Here is a 23,777-nt window from a genome sequence, read left to right as displayed (position 1 = left end):
GTCGAGGCCAGAATGGCCCGCCTCACATCCTTGCAGCGGGTTGCCGGCCATGTTCAAGCACACCTTTTTCATTCATCTGAACGCCACCCCCGCCTGGCTGGCCCTGTCCCGGCGAGCGCGCAGCGAGTACATTGCCCAGCAGCTGTTTCCGGTGTTTGCCCGCTTCCCTGCGGTCAACGTCCGCTTCTTTGACGGTGAGTATTTTTCGGCCCAGGTCAGCGACATCATCATGCTGGAAACCAATGATCTGCCTTCCTACTATGCCCTGATTGATGCCATCCGTGATTCCGAGGTCATTCAGAAACCTTACTTCACGGTCGCAGCCATTCTGCCGACTGTCGAAAGCAGTCTGGAGAGCTATGAAGCCGCTCCGGCGCAAGGCCAAGACCTGCTGACCATTCCGCTGTAAGGCGCGCAGAGCTGTCAGTTTCCTGCATGCCACCTATAATGGGAATCATAGGTTCATGATTTCTTGAGGTCTGCGTGCCAAGACTCACCCGCGACACCCTGCTCAAGCCGCTGGTCCCGTTCAGCCTGCTGGTCATGCTGTCCTTGTCCGGCTTCATGCTGATGGTGTGGCTGGCCGCCCGCTGGCAGGATCAAAGTTTCACCCTGCACACCAACCAGCAACTGCGCACCCGCTTGCTGGCGGAACAAACACTGCTGGTCAAACAGCTGCGGGATTACGCGGTATGGGATGACATGGCCATCCACATCCCCGACGACAGTGCACCTGATCTGGTGTGGCTACGCTCCAATCTGACCCCGACCATCTACTCGGACTTCCAGATTGATACGGCGGCCATTTTCGACCCCGATAACGCCTTGCTGTATTACGTTCTGCAGCAGGGCCACGAGCGCAGTTTCCGCAGCGCCACCGTGCTGCCGGGCTGGAGCACCCTGCAAAGTGCGACTCGTCACCCCAGCACTTCCGTCTCCCGCGCCCAGTCCATTGTTTTGCGAGAAGGCAATTACTACTACTGGGTGGCCTTCATGCCCATACAGAAGCAAACCGCCGGTAATGTTGCGCGCTCACATCGCTATATGGTGTTCTACCGGCAAATCTCAGCGCAGTATCTCGACGCCATCCGCAAGGAGCTGGTCCTGGACCGGCTCACCCTGCAGGCCCGTCCGGATCCGGCCAAGCCCACCTATATCCCTCTGCTGACACCCGACAACAGCACGCTCGGCTACCTGGTCTGGCAAGTCCAGCAGCCAGGAGCACGCATGCTGCAGCGGCTGTGGCTACCCGTTCTGCTGTTTTGTGGCTTGCTGCTGGGGCTGGCCGGCTGGCTGGCTACCGTGATCCGCGCAGGGCAACGACGCACCGCGGCAGCCAGCCATCGGCTGATCCAGCAAGGGGAAAGCTTGCGTACCATGGTCAGCTCGACCAGCACCCAGGTGCTGCCATTGAACCAGCGGATTGATCACATCCTGGGCATTGCAGTGCATACCCTGCAGCGCCCCTTTATCAGCTTGTGGCAACTGGAGCCTGTACAACAGCAGCTACGCTGCACCCATGTCAGCCCGGAATCGGCTCAGGCTTTGCTGGGAAAATGCATCCCTTTCCCGCGCAGTGCCCCACACCGGCAGCGGCTGATGCAACAACATACGGTGGTGTCAGAGCCACCTGACCCGGCCATGCATGCCGTGATACTGCAAGCCAACTTGTCCGACCCCGCCAGTCTGGCCTGGCAGCTGCTGCAACATGAGGGGGAGTTTGGCGGCCTGCTGTGTGCAGGCGCTGTAGCCGGACACAACTGGCATTCAGACGAGTTGAATTACCTGGCGGCACTGGCAGACTTCATCGCCTTGCAGCAGGAGCGCAGTGCCCGCAGCCAGGTCGAGGGACAGCTATACCGCCAGCTTTACTACGATGCAGAAAGCAATGCCCCCAACACCCTGCATCTACAGATGCAATGGCAGCAGCGCAACCCGGCAGACACCGCCACTCGGGTATGTGCCCTGCTGGACCTGAACCTGCAGGACGATTTCTCGGGTTTGCTGGGGCCAGGTGGTTGGCCAGCCCTGCTGGCACAACTGGTGCAGCGCCTGCAACCCTTGCTGTACGGCCAAGAGGCCTTCGCCCGGATAGGGCGCACACGGTTCGCTTTATTGCTGTACATTGCGCCCCCCCTCACGCTGGAGCAGCGGATCGATATGTTGCTGAGCAACCTGAGCCAGCCTTTGTCGGTGCAAGGCCACCAACTGGTATTGCGCCCCCGCTTGGGGATCAGCGTACATGGCCGCGATGCTGACGATTTTCACAGCCTGCTGCAACACGCCGAACTGGCCCTGCAACAAAACCTGCAGCAGGCCTATCAGGGCTGGACTTTGTTTGATACCGAGGTCAAGGCACAAATGGCCCGGCAACAATTACTGAGTAACGATCTGCACCATGCGCTGGAGCGGCAGCAGTTGATGCTGCATTACCAGCCGGTGGTAGAGAGCCGTAGCGGGCGCATTGTTGCGGTCGAAGCGCTCTTGCGCTGGCAGCACCCCACGCTGGGCATGGTACCGCCAGATCAGTTCATTCCACTGGCAGAGGCCAATGAATTGATCATTCCGATCGGTAACTGGGTACTGCAGACGGCGGGGGAACAAATTGCCCTCTGGCGCAACCAGTGTGGCCGTCTGCTGCCGGTGGCGGTCAACCTGTCTGCCGCACAACTGCATGACCCCAGGCTGGCGGTCATGCTGGAACAGATTCTGGCCCGCCACAATCTGCCGCCACGCGCACTGGAGCTGGAGCTCACCGAGCGCATCATGCTGGAGCCCTCCCCCGCACTGGGAGCCAATCTGGCACAACTGCGTACCTTGGGCATCTCGATTGCCATTGATGATTTTGGCGCAGGTCACGCCTCGTTCAACTACCTGCTGCAGTTCCAGGTGCAGAAGCTGAAGATCGACCGCATGTTCATGAGCGGCGTCCCCGGCTCCAGCAACCACAGCCAATTGGTGTCGATGATCGTCAACATGGGGCACTCGCTCGGTATTGAAGTGACCGGAGAGGGCATCGAGCAGGAAGAGCAGGCAACCTTCTTGCGCCAGATCGGCTGCAACTACATGCAGGGTTACCTGTTCAGCCGACCGGTCGATGCCACGCACCTGCTGCAACAACTACTGCGTGAACAAGAGACCCAGCCGGCGCTCTCCCCCTCCTCGCCCTGACCGTGAAGCCACACCGCCGGGCCGCCAATTCAGGCTACAATACCGCTTTTGCCCGAATGGCCTGATCACCATGCGCCGTACCCTTCTTGAACTGGGCCTTGCCCTGCTGCTTGGCGTATTGCCCCTCTCCAGTCAGGCAGACAATGCACCCAGCACAGAAGCCGTGTTTGAGCAGAGCAAGCAGCGCTTCGTGCAGTTGCGCATTCTGGAGAAGAGTGCCAACGAAAAAACCTCGCTAGGCTCCGGCTTTATCGTCAATAGCCGCGGCCAGATCATCACCAACTACCATGTCATCTCCGACCTGGTCTTCCGTCCGGACCTGTACCGTGGTGAGGTGTTCTACAGCGACAGCGAGGTCCGCCCGCTGAAAGTGGTGAATGTGGATGTCATTCATGACCTCGCCGTCGTGGAAACCGGGCGTCCTGCCAACGATTTTTTCCAGATTGAACCCACCGCGCCACCAAAAGGTACCCGAGTCTACGCGATCGGCACCCCGCATGATCTCGGCTTTACCATTGTCGAAGGCACCTATAATGGTCTGCTGGTGGGCTCACTCTACGAGAAGATTCATTACACCGGCGCCATCAACAGCGGCATGAGTGGCGGCCCTGCCATTCTGGGCGATGGCCGGGTGGTGGGCATCAATGTTGCCACTGCAGGCAACCAGATCGGCTTTCTGGTACCGGCCACCTATGCGCTCCGCCTCCTCCAGCAAAAGCCTTACAGTGGCACCCCGCTCAATGCCGTGCGTGACCAGCTTCTGGCCAATCAGGCGCGCATCAGTAGCAGCTTGCTCAAACAGGCCCTGCCGACCACCCTGTTTCACGGCTACCGGGTGCCCAGTACCCTGGGCAATTTCAGCAAGTGCTGGGCAGATACGGACCAGAGCGGCTCGCAGCTTTACCGCCGCTACTCGCAACAGTGCTCCAGTGAGGATGACATCTTTCTCTATGGTGACAGCAATACCGGCAAACTGAGCTTCCAGCATGACTATCTGGAGGCCCCCGGCGTCAACCGCTTCCGCTTCTACAATCTGTATCAGCAGTTCTTTGCCCAGCAGGGCGGTGAATTGGGCAGTGCGCTGGTCGATGTCGGCAGCTTTGCCTGCCAGACCGATTTTGTGGCGCACAACAAGCTGAAAATGCGGGTTGCCCTGTGCCTGCGCCCATACAAACGGCTCTCCGGCTTGTACGACATGGTGCTGAAGCTGGCCACCCTCAACGAAAACCAGCGCGGCCTGCAAAGCACCTATGCCATCTCTGGCATCAATTTTGACAACAGCCGTTTGCTGACCCGTCAATTCATCGAGGCCTTCGCATGGCAGAACTAGTCTTCCTGGAAGTCCTGGACGCGCACGGCAAAGTACAGGAACGGCACCGGCTGGCGCATTTCCCGGTTACCGTGGGCCGTGATTATCACAACCATGTGATCCTGGACGATGACACCGTATCGCCCCTGCATCTGTCCATCCAACTGGGCGACAACGGCCTGTACGTGATCGACTGCGACAGCGAAAACGGCAGCTGGTCCGGCGAGCGCCGTATCCAGCAAGCTCCGCTGCGTGACGAACTGATGCTGCGTCTGGGGGAATGCGAACTGCGCCTGCGCACCCCGCATGCCAACCTGGGGCCTACCCGCCCACTGGATACCGTGCGCCTGCCGCAACCCCGTATCAACCGGGTCTGGCTGTTTCTGTTCCTGTTCACGCTGACCCTGGCACTGGCCGGCTTTGACGGCTACTGGAACAGTTTTCAGCCGCGCGCCCTGCCCGATATCCTGAACGCCAGCTGGCCGCTGCTGGTAGGGCTGCCGGTATGGGCAGCCCTGTGGGGTACCCTGGGTCGGGTCTTCACGGGCCGGGCCTTGTTCTTTGCCCACGGTACCATTGCCACCCTGGCCGTGCTCAGCAGCGTGCTGCTGCAAATCGGCCACATCTTGCTGTCTTATTCCTTCAATCTGCCCCAGTTGGCCGATTGGCTCAGCTTCATTGCCGTTGGGCTGGGGCTGGCGCTGCTGGTCTACCTGCACCTGCGCCTGGCCAGTCGCCTGCGTATCCGCACCCTGCGCTGGATCGGCAGTGCAGCAGCCTTCATCCTGTGGGGAAGCTGGATCATGTTCAGCTATGCCGCATCGCTGACACCCAGCGACACCCTGGATGTGGACACCACCTTGCTGCCGCCCGGCCTGCACCTGACGGCAGATCAAAGCCTGGATGGCTTTCTGAAAGACAGTGAGCAGCTCAAGCAACAACTTGATGAGGATGCCCAGCAACCATGACCCCGCCCTCCCCACTGGCCAGCCGCCTGGACTTCATCGCCCCCTTTCATGTGATGTCGCTGCTGGAGCAAGCCCGCCAGCTGGAGCAGCAGGGGCATGATGTCATTCACATGGAGATCGGCGAGCCCGACTTTGGCACGCCTCCCGCCATCATCCAGGCGGGCATGGCCGCCTTGCAGGCCGGACACACCGGGTATAGCCCGGCCTTGGGGTTGCCCGCGCTACGCGAAGCCATTGCAGAGGACTATGCCCGCCGCTTCGGCGTACAGGTACCGGCTCGCCGTATCGTCATCACCGCAGGTGCCTCCGGCGCCCTGCTGCTGGCGCTGGCGGCGCTGGTATCTCCCGGCAAGGAAGTGTTGCTGAGTGACCCGGCCTACCCTTGTAATCGGCACTTTGTACACTTGCTGGAAGGTCGCGCCGTCAACCTGCCGGTCGGTCCGGAGAGCCAGTATCAGTTGACCGCGGATCATCTGGCCCAGCACTGGTCTGCGGACACGGTCGCAGCACTCGTGGCCACCCCGTCCAACCCGACTGGCACACTCTTGTCTGCAGAAGCGCTGGCCGCGTTGAATACCGCTGCGCTGGCACGGGGTGGTCGCCTGATTGTCGATGAAATCTACCAAGGCCTGGTCTATGATCAGGCGGCCCATACCGCACTGGCCCAGTCGGACCAGCTGTTCGTGATCAACAGCTTCTCCAAGTACTTCCAGATGACCGGCTGGAGGCTGGGCTGGCTGGTGGTGCCGGAGGCCTATCTGGATGCCGTCAACCGGTTGGCACAAAATATCTTCATTGCAGCCTCGACCCCAGCGCAGCACGCCGCGCTGGCGGCTTTTCAGCCCGATACCCTGCGCTTGCTGGAGCAGCGACGGCTGGAACTGAAATCCCGGCGTGATGCCCTGCTGCCGATGTTGCAGCAGCTGGGTTTCCGGATCAACAGCCAGCCGCAAGGGGCTTTTTATGTTTACGCCGACTGCAGCACGCTGGCCGGTGACAGTGAAGCATTGAGCGCACGGCTACTGCAACAGGCGCATGTTGCCATCACACCGGGCATCGACTTTGGTCAGCATCGCGCCCGCGAGCATGTGCGTTTCGCCTATACCGTGCAGGTTCCCCGGCTGGAGCAGATGGCCGAGCGCCTGCGAAAGGCGCTGTAACCCCCCGCCCTGGATAACAATTGTTCACCTTCAGAGTGCGCAGTCTCGGCTATAGTAAAAACCAGACTCCACTCATTCCGTTTCCAGGGTGTTCCCCATGTTTGACATCAAGGGTTTCATTACCGCCTTGCTGCGTCCCCGCAAGTCTGGTGCCGTCAGCGACCTCACCACCGCCACCCAGATGATGGCGGGACTGGCAGATCGCGACATGACCTCCGCCCATCGCGCCATCATCAAATCCCTGCAGGAGCTGAACCAGAATGGCCGCTTGTCCAGCAAGGAACGTTTGCGCACCCTGCAATACATTGATGAAAAAGCCCAGCCTTTGCAGTTGGGCCTGGTGCGCGAATGTTTGCGCCAGCTGGACCGGGAACCCCAGCTGATCAAGCCACAGGTTGACCTGCTGCGTGCATACTGGACGGCACTGGCAGATGGCTATCGCCTGGTGCTGCGCGATTATCAGCGCAAACCCAGCCGTGCACTGCAAGACGCCATCCCGATGGCCACCGCTCGCGCCCTCTCTGCCTTTGCCGAACTGGGCAAGTGGTCCTTGCTGCAGTATCACCCGGTCGGACAACGGGTGTGGCGCAATCTGGACCGGCTTTACCTGTTTGCGGAAGAGCACCGTTTTGCGCGCACCCCCATGGTGCTTCATGTCGGTACCCCGGCCATCAGCTGTGAAGATGTGCTGCTACGCATGCACCTGCTGCATCTGGCCCAGCCCGAAGGCTTGAGTGCCCGGCAGATTGATGCCCTTGACCAGTGGCTGATGCGGCAGACCAAGCTGGTGCAGCTGGATCGGGATATCAAACCGCATCGGCAGGTTTATGCCATCAATCTGGAGGCACATCGCCCGGCGCACCGGCTGCGTCGCAACATGATTGCGGCCGCTTACCGCTACATCAACACCCAGCCGCTACTGGAAGCGCTGGAGCAAACACAATCCGAGCTGGAAATGGGCGAAGTGCCAGCGCAGCTGGGCCTGGGTGAACACTTCCAGCGCAACCGGGACGAACCCGGCCTGCAGCGCGCCCTGGCCTGCTGGTCGCGTGATCAATATCCATCACGCCGCTTTGAGCGCAACAACCGCCAGCAAGGAGTGGAGATCCTGATCGGCCTGAATGCGATTCTGCACAACCTGACCGGCGGCAGCACGGTGGTCAGCAGCAGCCATCGTCAGCCGGTAGAGCTGGAAGTGCTGCAACGGCGGAGCGTCAGCAGCCCGCGCCCCTTGCCAACCGATGTTGAGCTGATGACGAGCCCGGACTGGCAGCTGGAGGATGAGAGCATCCGGGGGTTCGGCATCATGACCGAGCAAGAGCATGCGGTGCCGATTCACATGCAAGAACTGATTGGTCTGCAGCGTGGCGAGCAACTGATCGTCGGTGTGGTGCGCCGGATCAGCAACGACCAGAAACTCAAGCTCGGGATTGAACTGCTGGCAACCCAGTTCCGCCAAGTCACCCTGCAGCAAGGCAACCGTCAGGCCACTGCGCTCTATTTCCCGGATAACGCCGAGCTTGGACTCAAGCGTGCGCTGGTACTGCCTACCGGGGTACTCGACGACCGTCACCCATGCCAAATGCTGGCGGGCAGCCAGCATTACGAGATTGAGCTCACCCCGCCTACCCTTGGTGATCACAGCTATCAGTGCGCCGGATTTCGCGTCCTCGCCAAACAAGCCGCCTGACCTCGCCCTGCAGCCTCGGCTGCGGGGCCTTGCTTAACCCGGACTGGAAGCCGACTCTTCTGTAGATGGGGTGGATGGTGATTGGGGCGCCTTGCCAGATATGCCCCCACCACCACTGGTACGTCGCAGCCCCAGTTGACCGGGCGCCCCCTGAATTGCCCAGCTTGATGACGCCAACCGCAGCTTGCTGGAGGACACCGACACACTGCCGGTAATCGCCTGCTCACCACTGCCTTGAAGATGCAGGCTGGCATTGAGGGCCGGTCCTTGTAGCTGACCCGAGCTCAGGCTCCACTGCCCGGCACGATAATCCAGCCGTGTCTGGTACTGCAGAAACAACGTACGTCCCCCGCCCGGCAACTGAGCGGCTTCTGCCTGCGCCACGTCCAGCAAGTCCATGCCCGCCAGCACGCCATGCTTCAGCTCCAGCGTGCCGCCCAGCTGCGGGGTCTTCCACAGGGAAGCCCAATCCTGGCCTTGTGCCGTCACACGCACATTGCCCTTGGCCTCGCCCTCAGGCAGCAAAGGGGAGCGCGGCCAGCGCGCCAGATCCAGCTGCTGGACCGCCAGATCGGCCTGCCACTGCAAGGTGGCCCCCAGGCTCAGGCTGCCACGGCCTTGGGCACTACCGCCAGCGGCACGTACCACCAGCTCGTTCAGGTTCAGGCGATCGCTCAACCACACGCCTTTTGCCGACACATCATCCAGGCTGACACCAGCAATCTTCAGACCATTTGCCGCCCCCTCCAGCGCATAGCCAGCGCCCTCCCGCTTGAGGGTAAAGCTCATGGCCTCCCCTGCCAGCCGTAAGTGCGAGACACCCGCGGCTTCCAGGGTCATTTCACCATTCAAGCCTGCCCAGTCCTGCCCGGCCAGCTTCAAGGTGAACTCCTGCAGGCGGATCACCGGCAGGCGGCCATCCCCCCCTTTGCGCTGCAGGAAGGACGACAGCTGCCCTGCATCCAGGGTCATGCCCTTGAGCAACAATTGATCCGGCGGCAGGTCCTGATGTACCAGCGCCAACCAGGGAAAACGGATCTCCAGTGAGGCAATCGGCGCGGTACATCCGTCGCCGGCAATGTCTTCGACCTGCCAGTGCGGGCTGGGCCACATGGCCGCACGTACTTTGGCATAGTGCGAGCCCTGCCCGCACAAGACATCACTCACCTGCTGGGCAATCGCGGGCTGCCACTGGATAGGTAGCCAAGGCAAGGCGGCGGTCGCGCCCAAAGTCAGCACCAGCCCGACCAGCAAGATCACCCCGGCTTGTCGACTGGCTTTGACACGATCTACCCGTGTCCGGGGCGCCCCACGGGATCGCCGGGAAGACCACCATTGTGTCAGTTGATGCAGCACACCGGCCTTCCCCGGAGACGGCGGCTTGGCTGGTGTGGCGCTACGGCCGCCACGCAGGGGTGGCTCTGCACGCAGGGGCGGCATCTCGGTCAGGGGCTCATCCGGCACAGGATCCCCCCATACCGGCTCATTGCGAACGATCGGTGGCTGGGTCAGCGGCTGGCTGTTGCGGAAGGGGGACTGACTGGCGGGCCCGAGTTCGCCCGGCGACATGTCCGGCGCCTGCGAGGGCATGCTGGCCGGTTCGATCAGTCCCTCGCGCCACAACCGCGCCAGAATGCTGGGTACATTTTCGGTGCTGGGGACCTTTTCCAGCAGCTGCGCCACCGGTGTGACCCCATCCACCAGAATCAGGACCAGCCGTACATTACGCTCCAGCTGCAACTGCCGTGACTTGACCTCCTCTTCCCCTTGCAGGGTTTTGGCAAAGATCAAGCCGGTCTGGAATTGCGGGTTATTGGCAGCCACCTGTTAGCGCCCTTGACTGAATACATCATCACAATGATACTCGCATAAGCCGCCTGCGGCCACGCACCTGCTAATACTAGCCTGCCCCATGCGGGATGAACACCCTGCCCAGCTGCCATGTAACATGCTGTAACAGATCATGCTCGGCTGACGTCGCGCGACTGCAACACCATGGCAGGCCAATCACCCTGCCCGCGCGCGATTTACCCTGTTTTTCCTTTGCAAATTAGAGGTCGAGCGTTCATAATTAGAGGCTGATCCATGGCGGGCCGCCCCGCATTGTATGGCAGGAACCTGGTCAGGTCCGGAAGGAAGCAGCCATAACTGCTCAATGCAAGTGCCGGGGGAACGGCTCGCCACCCACTCGTCATTATTTTTCTTGCTTGCCGGACGGTTGTCAGCTACAACTGGATAGACCCTTTGCATATGCCATGCAATAGGTCAGATCAGCTGCAGTGTTTCACCGATTCGAGAGATTCTGCCATGAAACTGTTTGAAAAAATTTTGAATCCCCGCGACATTCGCAAGAAACTGGGGCAGAACCAGGAAGAGTTCTGGACCAAGATCGGTGTGACGCAAAGCGGTGGATCCCGCTATGAAAGCGGGCGCAACATGCCCAAACCGGTGCGCGAGTTGTTGCGCCTGGTGCATGTTGAGCATCTGGACCTGACCAAGGTTCGTCGCGAAGATTTTGAAATTGTCGAATACCTGCGCGAACAGCATCCTGACCTGTACAAGAAGCTGAAAAAGGCGGCCAAGAGCTGGAAGAGTGGCAGCGAGTCCAGCAGCCCGCTGGACGCCGATGCCGACGATGAGTCCTGAAAGGCTCCGCCCGAAGGCCCGCTGATGCGGGCCTTTTTTATGGCGTGGCCTCAGTGCTGCCGGGAAGACCCTTCGACACTGCTGCCGACAGAGGCAAATAGCGCCTCGGCATCCACCCCATCAAATACATACTGGGTGTGGCAGAATTCGCACCCCACCTGCACACTGCCCTGCTCGGCCACCAGCGACATCACCTCATCGCGCCCCAACATGCGCAACATATTGGCCACCTTGTCGCGGCTGCAACGACAACCGAATGCCACCTCGGCATCCGCCAGCACTCGGACTTCCATCTGGTGAAACAAGCGGTGCAGTAACTGCAAAGGCGGCAGGTTGATCAGCTCCAGCGGAGTCACGGTGTGTGCCAGCTGCTCGACCATCTGCCAGCCTTCTTGCGGGCCATGTCCCTCAGGTAGCCGCTGCAACAGCAAACCACAGGCTCGCTGTTCGTTGGCGGCCAGCGAGATGTGCGTCTCCAGCTGCTCGGAGCGCTGCATGTAATGCTGCAGCATCTCGGCAATGGTTCGCCCCTCCAGCGCAACAATGCCCTGATAAGGCTGTGCGGCCCCCAGCTGGTCCAGCGTAATGACAAACTTGCCCTCATGACCCAGCATGTCCTGCAAGGTCAGGCCGTTCAGCTGCCCTTCCCATTTGGCGGTGGCACGCACGATCAGGTCATGGGTACACTCCACCACCGCCAGCCGTAACGGCCCCGTACCATGCAGCTGCATGATCAAGGCGCCTTGGAATTTGATGTTGGAACACAATAGCGTCGCGGCAGCCAGCATCTCACCCAGTACCAGCTTAAGGTCATCCGGGTAGTCATGCCGATCAATCACCTGCTGCCAAGCGGTTTCCAGCTGCACCATGGCCCCCCGCACCGGGGCATCATCAAACAGAAAACGTTTCAGGTTGTCTGACATGGTTTCAATCCTCTTCATTGCCCGCCGCGGCAGATAGCGTCACAACATATTGTGTCTCCGGCAGGCTGGAGCCCACATCAAACGTGCACCCCGCCTCAATCCCGACCCGGGCAATGGCGGCCGCATCGTCCAGCTGATCGTACACCGTATGCATGGCCCCCAATGCGAACTCGCGCCCGCTGCCAATTGCCCAGAAACGGGTGTATTCATAGACCTCGCGCATGGAGTACACCCCAAAGATGCCATGCGGGTTAGCGATCAGCATCGACATATGATTGGACTCATAAGGATCATCCTCCTCCTCTTTGGGATTCAGGAAGAACTCCTCTTTCAGCCTGGGGTGCAACTTGCGGAAAGTCTCGAAGATGGCTGCCCGGCTATGCAGGCGCAGACGCTTTTCCTTGCCCAGCGCCTGTTGCAGCACCAGATCGTGCGCGGCACTGCCAGAGATGGCCAGATAATTGTCGCCCTTGCGAAAAATCTTGTTCCAGGCGGCATCAAATCCAGCCGAAATACGGGTATCGCCAAAGGTGGACTGGCTGTCGGCGGCAATCACCACCTGATCCCCTTTGCGCACCACAACAATGGTGGTCATGGCCTAGCTCACAGCAAAAACCCTATTGTACCGGAAGACGTCCACGGTAACAGCCAGCCGCATCACTGCTTGTAAGCCAAGGTCATGCCGTCCCCCAAAGGCAGCATGGTGATTTCCACACGTGGGTCTTGGTGTACGCGACGGTTAAAGGCACGCATTTCCTCGGTATCCGCGTCGGTGTGGTCTGCCTTGATCACATTGCCATGCCACAACACATTGTCGATGATGATGAGCCCCTGTGGCCGCACCAGCTGCAGGCAGGCCTCAAAGTAATCGTTGTAATGCGGCTTGTCCGCATCAATAAACGCGAGGTCAAACCACCCGGCCTTCCCCTCCGCCAGCAGGTCTTGCAAGCTGTCGAGCGCATTGCCAACCCGCAGGTCCACCCTGCTGGCAAAACCGGCTCGCTCCCAGTACACCTGCGCCATCTCGGCCCACTCCTGCTTGCGCTCCAGCGCCACCATCTCGCCATCTTCCGGCAAGTGCAAGCCCACCGACAGGCTGCTGTAGCCGGTAAAAGTGCCAATCTCCAGATAGCGTTTCACCCGTAGCGCCTTAATCAGCACCCCGAGAAACTGGCCTTGCTCCGGTGCCGTGGCCATGCGCGCCATCGGCAGGTCATCGGTTTCTTCGCGTAGCTGCTTTTGCAAGGGATGCTCGGCCAAGGAGTGGCTAAGCAAGTATTGGTACAAGGGTTCGGTCAACTGAATGGTCTTCTGGCTCATGCTCGGACTCCATCAAGGGGCTGGGCAGACAGTGGCCATATACCGTCCTGGCTGATTGCAGTTTAGTGCCTGATTGGCATGCCGACAAACCGGGAATTGCATGCCTGTGCGCCGCAATCGCGCTATGCTATGTCCATTGCACCGTCGTGGAAGCGCATCATGTGCCAGTTGCTCGGCATGAATTGTAATGTCCCAACCGATATCCAGTTTTCGTTTCGCGGCTTCCGCCAGCGCTCCGGCATTACCGGTGAGCACGGCGATGGCTTTGGTATTGGTTTTTTTGAGGGCCGCGGTTGCCGGGTGTTTCTGGACCGCCAGGCCGCCTGCCAGTCGCCCGTGGCCCAGTTGCTGGACCACTATGCGATCAAATCCCTCAATGTCATCGCGCACATCCGCAAAGCGACACAGGGCGAGGTCAAACTGGAGAACTGCCACCCTTTTCAGCGCGAGCTGTGGGGGGAGTACTGGCTGTTTGCCCATAATGGCGACCTGAAAAACCTGCCTGCGGGTTTTGGCCGGGGCCACTACTACCGCCCGGTGGGCGATACCGATAGCGAACAGGCTTTCTGCCATCTGCTGGAGCGGCTGCGGCAGCGCTTCTCCCAACCGCCAGACGTTGCGGCCATGTTCCCAGTGGTAGCCGAATGGGCTGCCGAGCTGGCACAGCATGGCACCTTCAATTTCATGCTGTCCAACGGGCGCTGGCTGATCACCCACTGCAGCAGCAAGCTGAGCTACCTGATCCGGCAGGCGCCCTTTCATACTGCGCACCTGCTGGATGAGGATGTCGAGATCGACTTCAGTACCGTCACCACACCGGCTGATCGCGTGGCGGTGATTGCCACCGAACCCTTGACCGATAATGAAGCCTGGACCCCCATCCTGCCGGGGCAGCTGCTGCTGTTCGAAGCCGGTGAGGTTCGTCTCTCGCATTTACCGGAAAAAATGCCAGTGCCCACTACAATGCAGAGAGAGGACTGACGTCGTCCACAGGGTCGTCGTACAGCGCGCCTCAACTGAACTGCCGAGGAGCAGGGGCTGGGCATGCACGCGCATCATTCCTTGCAGCAGGAAACTCTGGGTGAACAGGCCCGGCTGTTGCACGATCAGACTCGCGACACCCTGGTGGCCGCGCCATTGGCCTGGCTGCTGCTCAGCTATGTCCTGTGGCCAGCGGTTTCCCACACGGCCCTGCAGTGGTGGCTGACTTTGCGCATCGGGGTGGACCTGGCCTACGGCTATGAAATCATTCATTTCATTCGCCGCAAGCCCGCCGCCACCGAAGCGCGCTTCTGGATCAACCGGCATTTGCTGATCCTGACCTTCAGTGGACTCGCCTGGGGACTGAGCCTGCCCATCCTCTCCCCGGCCTCGCAGTTGTACGAGTTATTGCTGCTGTTGTTCCTCTGCGGCATTTCAGGTGCGAACATCATCATCTACGCCGTGGTGTTCCGCAGTTGCGCCATCATGCTGCTGACCATGTGGGTGCCGATCCTCTGGGTACTGTCTCAGCGTGGCCAGGCGCTGGATCATGCTCTGGCCCTGGCCGGTCTGGTTTATGTCGTGGTACTGCTCAGTTATGGCTGGCGAGCTTCCCGCCTGCTCAGTGCCCGCATTTCAGCACGGCTGGAAAATGCGCATCTGAATCAGGTGCTGCAGCACACCAACCAGGAATTGGAACGCAACAATGCCGAGCTGCACCTCGCCCTGCAGCGGATCAATGAGCTGGCCACCCACGATGACTTGACGGGCTGCTACAACCGGCGCTTCCTGTTCAACCTGTTGCAGCAGGAGCAGCAGAAAAGCCTGCGCTATCGTCACCCTGTCAGCCTGATCCTGCTGGATCTGGACCATTTCAAACAGGTGAACGACCAGCACGGCCACCTGATCGGAGATGAGGTTTTGCGCGCCTTGGTACAGCGCTGCATCCCACAGGTACGCCAGACCGACACCATCGCCCGTTATGGTGGTGAAGAGTTCGTCATTGTCATGCCCATGACCGAGGAAAGTACCGCCATGATGCTGGCAGAACGACTCCGCGAGTACATCGCCAGCCAGCCCATTCTGGATACCCCCCCGTTGCGGGTCACCTTGTCTGCCGGGGTTGCCGCGTTCCAGCCGGGTGAGAGTTGTGAGCAATGGCTTGATCACGCAGACAAGGCGCTCTACGCCGCCAAGGCTCAAGGCCGCAATCGGGTGGTTTCCGCCACGCAGCTTAACCCTCCCGCCTATCTGGAGCACGCCTCATGACACGATGTCTGCTTGTCGCTGTGATCAGCCTGCTCTGCTCGCTCAGCGCCGTATCCAGTCCGGTCGGCTACGTCCATGCCAGTCAGGGTAGCGTTACCGTTCGCCACGCGGGGAAAACGTCCAGTGAACCCATTGAGATGGATGATCCCCTGGAGAATGGCGATGTGGTCAGTACGGGCCAGAATAGCTGGGTCATCCTGTCGATGCAAGATGGCGCCAGCCTGACCTTGCGGGCACAGACCCAACTGCGGATAGAAGAGTATCGTTATCGCCCGCAACAACCGGAAGAAGGTCGCAGCTGGCTCAGCCTGTTGACCGGCTCGTTACGCTCGGTCACCGGAGCCATCGGTCAGCGTCATCCGGCATCCTACCAATTGAAAACGCCTCAGCTCACCATTGGCATTCGCGGTACCGACTACGAAGTGATGGCGATCATGGATGACAGCGCCGATGCTGAGCTGGAAGCGGGCACTTATGCGGGCGTACACGATGGTGAAATCGAGCTTCAGCAGGATGGCGACATGCTGACCGTGGGGCCGGAGCAGGAAGCCTTTGCCAGTACCAAACGAACGGGGCTTCAGTTAGATCGCCGAGGCCGCTTGCGTGAACGGCTGTCCCGGTTCGACCGCCAGGTGAATCTGGGCGAAGTGCTGTCACAACTGCACAACCGGCGTGGGCAGGGCTTTGGTCTGGACCTGGACCGACAGCCTCGCCTGGAGCAGATGCGGCAGGCGCGACGGGAAGCACGGCAGCAGCAGCGTCAGCAACGCGTGAAAGACGCTCGGGATTTCCATCCCAGAGAGGGCAAGGGTCGGCGCCGCTGAGTCCATCATACCAGGCGGCGCATCCGTTCCCCGGCCAAAAAAGCATTCAGGTTCTCGACCAGCTGTATCGCCAGCTGCTGCATGGCTTGCTGGCTGGCCCACGCCACATGAGGCGTTACCAGCAGGTTAGGCAGCGCGGCCTCCAGCAGAGGGTGGCCATGAATGGGTGGCTCCTCGGGCAGCACGTCAATCCCCGCGCCCCCCAAGCGGCCTGCGCGCAGCGCTTGCAGCAAGGCATGGGGCTCAATCAGGGCACCACGTGCGGTATTGAGCACGATGGCATGGCGCGGCATCAAGGCTAACTCTCGCGCACCAATGAGGTGGCGGGTTTCCGGGGTCAGCGGGCAATGCAGGCTGATGGCATCGCACTGTTGCAGCGCCTCATCAAAGGGGTGATAACCCGGCCGACACTTTGCCGCCCCCTTGCGTTCAGCAAACCATACCTGCATGCCCAACGCTTGCGCCTTGCGTGCCAGCGCTTGGCCCAGGCTGCCATGCCCGACGATGCCCAGCCGGCTTCCCGCCACGTCCAGCAAGGGCGGGCCAAACAGGCAGAATTGCCCGGCTTGCTGCCATTCTCCCTGCTGCACAGCCTGTCGGTAGTGAGGCAAGGCCCGCCGCAAGGCAAACAACATCGCTAGGGCATGCTCGGGCACCGAGTCCAGCGCATAGTCACGGATATTGCTGACGGCAATGCCGCGCTCCTGGCAGGCTTGCAAGTCGATATTGTCACTGCCGGTCGCCGCCAGCGCGATCATCCGTAAATCAGGCAATGCCACCAGCAGCTCGGCATCCATTCGGACCTTGTTGACCACCGCGATGCTTGCCCCCTGCAGGCGCACAGCCCGCTCTTCCGGTCGGGTGGCTGGATAGCTGACCCAGACATGGGGGAAAGTCACTGGCGGCAACGGTACGGGTAATGATGCCTGATCCAGAAAGACAATGCGCTGCATGCCAACCCTGCTTGATGATGATCAAGCCCAAGCTTAGCAGGTTCCAGCCCGTGCCAGCTGTACTAAAAGACAGGGCAAAGCCCTGATTCAATGTGAAATGTTGATTCACAACATGAAACTTTTCTTACTGTCGTCATAAACGCGTGATAGGATTTTTTTGCGCTGCATTTCAGGCTGCACTGGCGCCATTGAATTTCGACTCATAAGGAGAAAGAACATGACCACCAGCAAGCACATCGCCTTGGTTACCGGCGGCATGGGCGGCATTGGCACAGCCATTTGCCGCCGACTGGCTGATGCTGGGATGACCGTCGTTACCACCTACAGCCGCCCCGGCAAGGAAAACGACTGGCTGGCCGCCCAAGCGGCCGAAGGCTATACCTTTCATGCATATCATTGTGACGTGACGGACACCGATGCCTGCCTGGCGATGGTCGGCAAGGTACTGAGTGAGGTCGGCACGATTGATGTGCTGGTCAACAACGCGGGCATTACCCGCGATGGCACCTTCCGCAAAATGGGCAAGGATGCCTGGGATGCGGTGATGGCCACCAACCTGGACTCCCTGTACAACATCACCAAGCCCGTACTGGAAGCCATGCTGGAAGCGGGATGGGGCCGCATCATCAATATCGCCTCGATCAATGGCCAGAAAGGTCAGTTTGGTCAAACCAACTACTCCGCCGCCAAAGCCGGCATGCATGGCTTCAGCATGGCCTTGGCACAGGAAGTGGCGCGCAAGGGCATTACCGTCAATACCATCAGCCCCGGCTATATCGGCACTGACATGGTCATGGCCATCAAGGAAGAAGTCCGCCAGCAGATCGTGGCAGGCATTCCGGTGGGCCGCCTGGGCAAGCCGGAAGAAGTGGCCGGCGTGGTGGCCTTCCTCGCCTCGGAGGATGCAGGCTACATCACCGGTGCCAATATCGCCATGAATGGCGGCCAGCACATGATGTAAGCTGCTCCAGCGCAAACCCACGGCCTGCCTGTGCAGGCCGTTTTCATTCCGGCAAGGGTCGCAAGGCGCGCGCCAGTGCACGGCCCGTTTCCAGCAGTTGCTGCTTGGCCGGGGAAATCTGCTTGCCCGCCCGCCACGCCATCATGATGCGCCAGTACCACTGCGGCAGGTCCTGCACCGGCAAACGCACCATGCTACCTAGCCTCAGCTCCCGCACCACCGTCATCTCCGGCATGAAGGAAATAAAGCCTTGCTCCAGCACCAGCGCACGTGCCGCATTGGCGGGTGCCACCCGGTGCAGTGGCATGGGCTCGCTACGCAAGCTGCGCAAGGTAGACAGCAGCGTGGTGCACTCATCGTCCCCCCAGTTCTGCGGCGCTACCCGGTAAGTTGCGATCTCAGCCAGCGCCAGGCTTTTTCGCCCCGCCAGCGGATGACTTGCTGCAGCAACACAAATGATTGGACTATTCCACAGCAGCTCCATCTGAATGCCTGCCATGGCGGGTGCATCCAGAATGAAACCCACCTGGATGGTGTCCTCCAGAATGCCACGAATCACTTCATTGGAATGCCCGGTGGTGCAGGTAATCTCCATCGGGGCGGACGCCAGCTTGCCCAGCAGCGAAGCAAATATGGTGTGCGCCAGTGACGGCAGGCTGCCAATGGTGATCTTGGGAATGGCTGACACCCCTTTGACCGCCAGCAGCCCCTCTTCCACCTGAGCCTGAGCGCGTTGCAAGTACGGAAGCAAGACCTCGCAGGCCGCTGTGCTGCGCACGCCGCGGCGGTGCCGCTCAAACAGAATGGCCCCTACCGTTGCCTCCAGCTGGGCCACCCGCATGCTGACCTGAGGCTGCGAACAGCGCAGGCTGGCGGCAGCCTTGCTGAAACTGCCATGAGTGGCCACTTCCTGAATCAGGCGTAGATCATCCAGCGTAATAGACATAAGCATCACTGATATGAAATATAACTCCAATCATTCTAGAGAATATCAAAGCATGCGCCTAGACTGTGATCCTGTATTCACCAAATGCCATCGCCATGTCTGCCCGCTCGCCCCACCGCATCCGCCTCCACTCACAGTGGTTGGTCCTGTTTGACAACCTGCTGGTGATCACCGGCTTCTATCTGGTTTTCCCGATGATCACGGTTCACTTCGTGGAAAACTTGGGCTGGTCAGCCACCCTGGTCAGCACCGGGCTCGCCCTGCGCTCCTTGACCCAGCAAGGCTTAGGCCTGTTTGGCGGTGCCATGGCAGACCGATGGGGCAGCAAGCCGCTGATCGCAGCCGGTCTGGCCACGCGTGCAGCCTCTTTCCTGGTGCTGGCAGAAGCCAACAACATGGCAGGCTTACTGCTGTCCTGTGTCATTGCGGGCATTGGGGGCGCCTTGTTTGACGCGCCCAAGACGGCCACCATCGTCAAGCTGACCCGCCCGGCCGAGCGCGCCCGCTACTATGCCCTGCTCGGGATGCTCGGCACCTTGTGTGCCAGCGGCGGTGCGGCTCTGGGCAGCTGGCTGCTGCACTGGGACTTCCGCTGGGTGGCCTATGCTGGCGCCGTCAGCTTTGGCCTGGCTTCCCTGATCACCCTGCGCTTCTTGCCGGCGTTTCGGGTGGGTGTGCGGCAGGATAATCTGTTCCATGGCTTGCGTACCGCCTGGCAGGACAAACCCTATGCGCGCTTTGTGCTGGCAACGGCGGGCTACTGGCTGATGTGGCTACAAGTCATGTCTACTCTGCCCATGCTGATCAGCCGCATCAGTGGCAAAACCCATGTGGCCTGGCTCTATACACTGGAAATGGTGCTCACCCTGTGCGTGCAGTATCCGCTGGCACGCTGGCTGGCCGGGCGCTGGCGCTGTGAGGCCCGCCTGATCACCGGCATGAGCCTGATGGTGCTGGGCCTGCTGTTGGTGGGCATGGCCAATGACAACCTGACCTTGTGGCCAGCGCTGACCTTGTTCCTGCTTGGTATTGTGCTGGGCGACCCGGCGCTGCAAGAAGCGGGGGCCAGCCGGATTGATGCCCGCATGCGCGGCTCGTATCTGGGGTTGGCCAGCCTGGGGATGGCACTGGCGGGCAGTATTGGCTACATTGCCAGCGGCTGGCTATACGAGCATGCCTTGCGATGGGGGCTGCCGGCACTGGGGTGGGTCGTGATTGCCCTGACCGGCTTCCTGACCTTGCTACTGATGTACCAGGTGTGCTACCCGATGAGCCGGGCCACGCTGCAAGCCACCGCTTCCCGCCTCTAGCCAGCCTGCCGCAGACAACAAAAAACCCGCCAGCGGCGGGTTTTTTGTTGCAGACTACCGACAATCAGCCGTTGGACTGGATGTTGGCAGCTTGCTTACCCTTCGGACCGGTGGTCACGTCGAAGGAGACCTTCTGGCCTTCCTTCAGGGTCTTGAAACCCGGCATGTTGATTGCCGAGAAGTGTGCGAACAGGTCTTCACCACCATCATCCGGGGTAATGAAGCCGAAACCTTTGGAGTCGTTGAACCATTTGACGGTACCAGTTGCCATCTTTTTTATGCTCCTGCTTTACAGACTTGATAGTGTTACGTGACAAGGGTAGGTTTGAGTTTCAAGGGCGCGACAGATCGAATCGGTTCAACGTTCTCTTGAAAGAGCAAACGCAACGCATTAAGTCGCATTTCCATAGGGAAGTCAAGTGTCTTCAAGCAATTACAAAAACCTCAGTTGTAGCGCTTGCAAAAACCACAATCCGGACAAAAATTAACACTGGAGGGCAATGAGTTTCGCGTTACACTCCCAGACAGTCCGGGCGTGTTTGTATCGGGTTGCGAATGTCCCGCAGAATCAAGGACGGCGCCATAACCTACCTCCCCCCAATGCAGGATCAGATGAGTAACAAGCATCAGGAAATTGAACGGATTGCCGAAAAAAGGGCCAAAACCACACCACCGCCCCTGTGGAAAGTCGTCCTGCTGAATGACGACTTTACCCCGCAGGATTTTGTGGTGGCTCTGTTGCAGCACTTTTTTCACATGGACGAGGCACAGGCCACACGGGTGATGTTGATGGTGCATCATCAAGGACGCGGTATATGCGGTGTCTATGTCAAGGATGTCGCTGAAACCAAAGTGGCGCAGGTTATGCAGTTTGCACGACAGCACCAACACCCCCTGCAATGCGTGATGGAGGAGAATTGACATGATCGCGCAAGACCTGGAAGTGACCTTGCACATGGCTTTTGTCGAAGCCAGACAAAAACGCCATGAATACATCGGGGTTGAGCATCTGCTGCTAGCCTTGCTGGATAACCCGGCCTCCATTGAAGTGCTGAAAGCCTGCGCCATCAATATTGATGCCCTGCGCAAACAGCTCAGCGATTTCATTCAGGAAAACTCACCGGTCGTGCCTGGCAATGATGAAATCGACACCCAGCCCACTTTGGGCTTCCAGCGTGTGATCCAGCGCGCCATCCTGCATGTGCAATCCAGCGGCAAGAAGGAAGTGACCGGTGCCAATGTGCTGGTGGCCATCTTTGGCGAGAAAGATTCACACGCGGTGTATTACTTGCACCAGCAAGGGGTCACCCGACTGGATGTGGTCAATTTCATTTCGCATGGCATCAAGAAAACCGCCGAGCAGCACGCGCCGAAGGAACAGCAGGACAGCGAGCACGAGCAGGAAGGCAGCAACGGCTCGGCACTGGAGAACTACACCCAGAATCTGAACGAGCGGGCGCTGGCCGGCAAAATCGACCCGGTCATTGGCCGTGACCACGAGCTGGAGCGAGTGATCCAGATCCTGTGCCGCCGCCGCAAGAACAATCCCTTGCTGGTGGGCGAAGCCGGGGTCGGCAAAACCGCGATTGCCGAGGGCCTGGCCCGCCGCATCGTAGAAGGCAGCGTGCCGGATGTGCTGGCCAATGCCACCATCTATGCCCTCGATATGGGCGCGCTGCTGGCGGGCACCAAATACCGTGGCGACTTTGAACAGCGCCTGAAAGCGGTGCTGAAGCTGCTGGTCGAGAACCCGGACAACATTCTCTTCATTGACGAAATCCATACCCTGATCGGCGCCGGTGCCGCCTCGGGGGGGACGCTGGACGCCTCCAACCTGCTGAAACCGGCGCTGGCCAATGGTTCACTCAAGTGCATTGGAGCGACGACCTACACCGAGTACCGGGGCGTGTTCGAGAAGGACAACGCGCTGTCACGCCGCTTCCAGAAGATCGACGTCAATGAACCGACAGTGGAAGAAACCGTGCAGATTCTGCGCGGTCTGAAGTCCCGCTTTGAAGAACACCATGGTGTAAAGTACTCGCCGTCGGCACTGACCAGTGCGGCTGAACTCTCTGCCAAGTACATCAATGACCGTCATCTGCCGGACAAGGCCATCGACGTGATCGACGAAGCCGGTGCGGCACAGAAAATCCTGCCGAAGTCGAAGCAGAAGAAGACCATCAGCAAACACGAGATCGAAGAGATCATTGCCAAGATCGCCCGCATCCCGCCCAAAACGGTATCGGCAGACGACCGCAATGCCCTGCGCACGCTGGACCGTGACCTGAAGAACGTGGTGTTCGGACAAGACAAAGCCATCGACGCGCTGGCATCTGCCATCAAGATGGCTCGGTCTGGGCTGGGGAATCCGCAGAAACCGATCGGTTCCTTCCTGTTCAGTGGCCCGACCGGGGTGGGCAAGACCGAGGTCGCCCGCCAGATGGCGTATACGCTTGGCGTGGAGCTGATCCGCTTCGACATGTCGGAGTATATGGAGCGTCACGCCGTCAGCCGTCTGATTGGCGCGCCACCCGGCTATGTCGGCTATGAGCAGGGTGGCCTGCTGACCGAAGCCATCACCAAACACCCGTTCAGCGTGTTGCTGTTGGACGAGATCGAAAAAGCACATCCGGACATCTTCAATGTGCTGCTGCAGGTGATGGACCATGGCACCCTGACGGACAACAATGGCCGCAAGGCGGATTTCCGCAACGTGATCCTGATCATGACCACCAATGCCGGTGCCGAAACGCTGAACAAGGCCACCATCGGCTTCACCACCCATCGTGAGGCCGGTGATGAAATGGGCGAAATCAAGCGCCTGTTCACCCCGGAATTCCGCAACCGTCTGGATGCGACCATCTCCTTCCAGCCCCTCACCGAGCAGATCATCCTGCGGGTGGTGGACAAGTTCCTGATGCAGCTGGAAGGCCAGCTGCATGAGAAGAAAGTGGACGCGACCTTTACCGAGGCCTTGCGCGCGCATCTGGCCAAGCATGGCTTTGATCCGGCGATGGGTGCCCGCCCGATGTCACGCCTGATTCAGGATACCATTCGCAAGGCACTGGCCGACGAGCTGTTGTTTGGCCGGCTGGTGGATGGCGGCCACGTGACCATCGACTTGGACGAGGCAGAGCAAGTCACCCTGGTGTTTGATACGGAACCGGCCCTCAGTCACTGAGGAATACCCCATGAAAAAACCCCGCTGCGGCGGGGTTTTTTCATGGGGTAGATGAGGGGCTGAAGCATGCCTTGCTGCCGCGGCGGCCATCAGGTCACACAAACCGCCTCATCATGCCGCGAGCCACACTATGGCCCAGCGGCTTGCCCTCACTCGCGAAGCCTG

21 protein-coding genes and 1 other RNA gene are annotated in these 23,777 nt (G+C 60.0%); 15 read left to right on the top strand and 7 right to left on the bottom strand.

All coding sequences use genetic code 11. From position 1 onward, the window contains the following. Positions 1-49: 49 nt before the first annotated feature. The 6 genes from ACE3O2_RS17025 to ACE3O2_RS17000 all read left to right on the top strand — a co-directional run bounded on the left by ACE3O2_RS17025 (position 50) and on the right by ACE3O2_RS17000 (position 8,298). A complete protein-coding gene (locus ACE3O2_RS17025; RefSeq protein WP_168878444.1) occupies positions 50-409 on the top strand; it encodes a darcynin family protein in 360 nt (119 codons plus the stop codon). 74 nt (positions 410-483) lie between these two features. Next, a complete protein-coding gene (locus ACE3O2_RS17020) occupies positions 484-3,171 on the top strand; it encodes an EAL domain-containing protein (RefSeq protein ID WP_374339549.1) in 2,688 nt (895 codons plus the stop codon). A 70-nt stretch (positions 3,172-3,241) separates the two neighbouring features. Then, positions 3,242-4,501, top strand: coding sequence for a S1C family serine protease (locus ACE3O2_RS17015; protein ID WP_374339547.1), 1,260 nt, complete (start codon positions 3,242-3,244; stop codon positions 4,499-4,501). Next, complete coding sequence (locus ACE3O2_RS17010) at positions 4,489-5,448, top strand: FHA domain-containing protein (RefSeq protein WP_374339545.1); 960 nt, start codon at positions 4,489-4,491, stop codon at positions 5,446-5,448. The genes ACE3O2_RS17015 and ACE3O2_RS17010 overlap by 13 nt, the downstream gene beginning before the upstream one ends. Next, complete coding sequence (locus ACE3O2_RS17005) at positions 5,445-6,608, top strand: pyridoxal phosphate-dependent aminotransferase (protein ID WP_374339543.1); 1,164 nt, start codon at positions 5,445-5,447, stop codon at positions 6,606-6,608. The genes ACE3O2_RS17010 and ACE3O2_RS17005 overlap by 4 nt, the downstream gene beginning before the upstream one ends. A gap of 97 nt (positions 6,609-6,705) precedes the next feature. Beyond that, the gene (locus ACE3O2_RS17000) at positions 6,706-8,298 is read left to right on the top strand and encodes a hypothetical protein (RefSeq protein WP_374339541.1); all 1,593 of its coding nucleotides are present in this window, start codon (positions 6,706-6,708) and stop codon (positions 8,296-8,298) included. Between the two features lie 33 nt (positions 8,299-8,331). Here ACE3O2_RS17000 and ACE3O2_RS16995 read toward each other — a convergent pair whose 3' ends face one another. Continuing rightward, positions 8,332-10,122, bottom strand: coding sequence for an AsmA-like C-terminal region-containing protein (locus ACE3O2_RS16995; RefSeq protein WP_374339539.1), 1,791 nt, complete (start codon positions 10,120-10,122; stop codon positions 8,332-8,334). 263 nt (positions 10,123-10,385) lie between these two features. Between ACE3O2_RS16995 and ffs the strand changes: the two genes are divergently transcribed. Both ffs and ACE3O2_RS16985 read left to right on the top strand, forming a co-directional pair. Continuing rightward, positions 10,386-10,483, top strand: an RNA gene (ffs, locus tag ACE3O2_RS16990) — signal recognition particle sRNA small type. A 122-nt stretch (positions 10,484-10,605) separates the two neighbouring features. Beyond that, entirely contained in the window at positions 10,606-10,944 is a 339-nt protein-coding gene (locus ACE3O2_RS16985; RefSeq protein ID WP_374339537.1) for a helix-turn-helix domain-containing protein, read from the top strand. 50 nt (positions 10,945-10,994) lie between these two features. On the opposite strand, the gene hslO is transcribed toward ACE3O2_RS16985, so the two are convergent. From hslO to ACE3O2_RS16970, 3 genes are all read right to left on the bottom strand, one after another. Further along, the gene (hslO, locus tag ACE3O2_RS16980; RefSeq protein ID WP_168878452.1) at positions 10,995-11,867 is read right to left on the bottom strand and encodes an Hsp33 family molecular chaperone HslO; all 873 of its coding nucleotides are present in this window, start codon (positions 11,865-11,867) and stop codon (positions 10,995-10,997) included. A gap of 4 nt (positions 11,868-11,871) precedes the next feature. After that, complete coding sequence (locus ACE3O2_RS16975; RefSeq protein ID WP_374339535.1) at positions 11,872-12,462, bottom strand: MFS transporter; 591 nt, start codon at positions 12,460-12,462, stop codon at positions 11,872-11,874. Positions 12,463-12,524: 62 nt separating this feature from the next. Beyond that, positions 12,525-13,187, bottom strand: coding sequence for an O-methyltransferase (locus tag ACE3O2_RS16970; RefSeq protein WP_168878454.1), 663 nt, complete (start codon positions 13,185-13,187; stop codon positions 12,525-12,527). 159 nt (positions 13,188-13,346) lie between these two features. Between ACE3O2_RS16970 and ACE3O2_RS16965 the strand changes: the two genes are divergently transcribed. The 3 genes from ACE3O2_RS16965 to ACE3O2_RS16955 all read left to right on the top strand — a co-directional run bounded on the left by ACE3O2_RS16965 (position 13,347) and on the right by ACE3O2_RS16955 (position 16,261). Continuing rightward, complete coding sequence (locus ACE3O2_RS16965; RefSeq protein ID WP_374339533.1) at positions 13,347-14,168, top strand: class II glutamine amidotransferase; 822 nt, start codon at positions 13,347-13,349, stop codon at positions 14,166-14,168. Positions 14,169-14,231: 63 nt separating this feature from the next. Further along, positions 14,232-15,437 carry a diguanylate cyclase gene (locus ACE3O2_RS16960; protein ID WP_374339531.1) on the top strand — a complete coding sequence of 402 codons (1,206 nt, stop codon included), beginning with the start codon at positions 14,232-14,234 and terminating at the stop codon, positions 15,435-15,437. Next, entirely contained in the window at positions 15,434-16,261 is an 828-nt protein-coding gene (locus tag ACE3O2_RS16955; RefSeq protein WP_374339529.1) for a FecR domain-containing protein, read from the top strand. The genes ACE3O2_RS16960 and ACE3O2_RS16955 overlap by 4 nt, the downstream gene beginning before the upstream one ends. A gap of 5 nt (positions 16,262-16,266) precedes the next feature. Here the strand turns inward: ACE3O2_RS16955 and ACE3O2_RS16950 are convergent, their stop codons facing one another. Further along, positions 16,267-17,214 carry a D-2-hydroxyacid dehydrogenase gene (locus ACE3O2_RS16950; protein ID WP_374339527.1) on the bottom strand — a complete coding sequence of 316 codons (948 nt, stop codon included), beginning with the start codon at positions 17,212-17,214 and terminating at the stop codon, positions 16,267-16,269. 217 nt (positions 17,215-17,431) lie between these two features. Between ACE3O2_RS16950 and phbB the strand changes: the two genes are divergently transcribed. Then, positions 17,432-18,175 (top strand): acetoacetyl-CoA reductase, encoded by a 744-nt coding sequence (phbB, locus tag ACE3O2_RS16945; RefSeq protein WP_168878459.1) that lies wholly within the window; start codon positions 17,432-17,434, stop codon positions 18,173-18,175. 43 nt (positions 18,176-18,218) lie between these two features. Here phbB and ACE3O2_RS16940 read toward each other — a convergent pair whose 3' ends face one another. Continuing rightward, complete coding sequence (locus ACE3O2_RS16940) at positions 18,219-19,121, bottom strand: LysR family transcriptional regulator (protein ID WP_374339525.1); 903 nt, start codon at positions 19,119-19,121, stop codon at positions 18,219-18,221. 95 nt (positions 19,122-19,216) lie between these two features. Here ACE3O2_RS16940 and ACE3O2_RS16935 point away from each other — a divergent pair, with 95 nt between their 5' ends. Continuing rightward, a complete protein-coding gene (locus ACE3O2_RS16935) occupies positions 19,217-20,431 on the top strand; it encodes an MFS transporter (protein ID WP_374339523.1) in 1,215 nt (404 codons plus the stop codon). 64 nt (positions 20,432-20,495) lie between these two features. On the opposite strand, the gene ACE3O2_RS16930 is transcribed toward ACE3O2_RS16935, so the two are convergent. Next, complete coding sequence (locus tag ACE3O2_RS16930; RefSeq protein ID WP_168878462.1) at positions 20,496-20,702, bottom strand: cold-shock protein; 207 nt, start codon at positions 20,700-20,702, stop codon at positions 20,496-20,498. Positions 20,703-21,043: 341 nt separating this feature from the next. Between ACE3O2_RS16930 and clpS the strand changes: the two genes are divergently transcribed. Next, complete coding sequence (clpS, locus tag ACE3O2_RS16925) at positions 21,044-21,352, top strand: ATP-dependent Clp protease adapter ClpS (RefSeq protein ID WP_168878628.1); 309 nt, start codon at positions 21,044-21,046, stop codon at positions 21,350-21,352. A 1-nt stretch (position 21,353) separates the two neighbouring features. Next, positions 21,354-23,612 carry an ATP-dependent Clp protease ATP-binding subunit ClpA gene (gene clpA / locus ACE3O2_RS16920; protein WP_168878463.1) on the top strand — a complete coding sequence of 753 codons (2,259 nt, stop codon included), beginning with the start codon at positions 21,354-21,356 and terminating at the stop codon, positions 23,610-23,612. Positions 23,613-23,777: the final 165 nt, after the last annotated feature.

Source organism: Leeia sp. (assembly GCF_041909055.1).
Lineage (GTDB): Bacteria > Pseudomonadota > Gammaproteobacteria > Burkholderiales > Leeiaceae > Leeia > Leeia aquatica.
The sequence above is the reverse complement of the archived record's forward strand: the minus strand, read 5'-3'. Positions and strand labels throughout refer to the sequence as shown.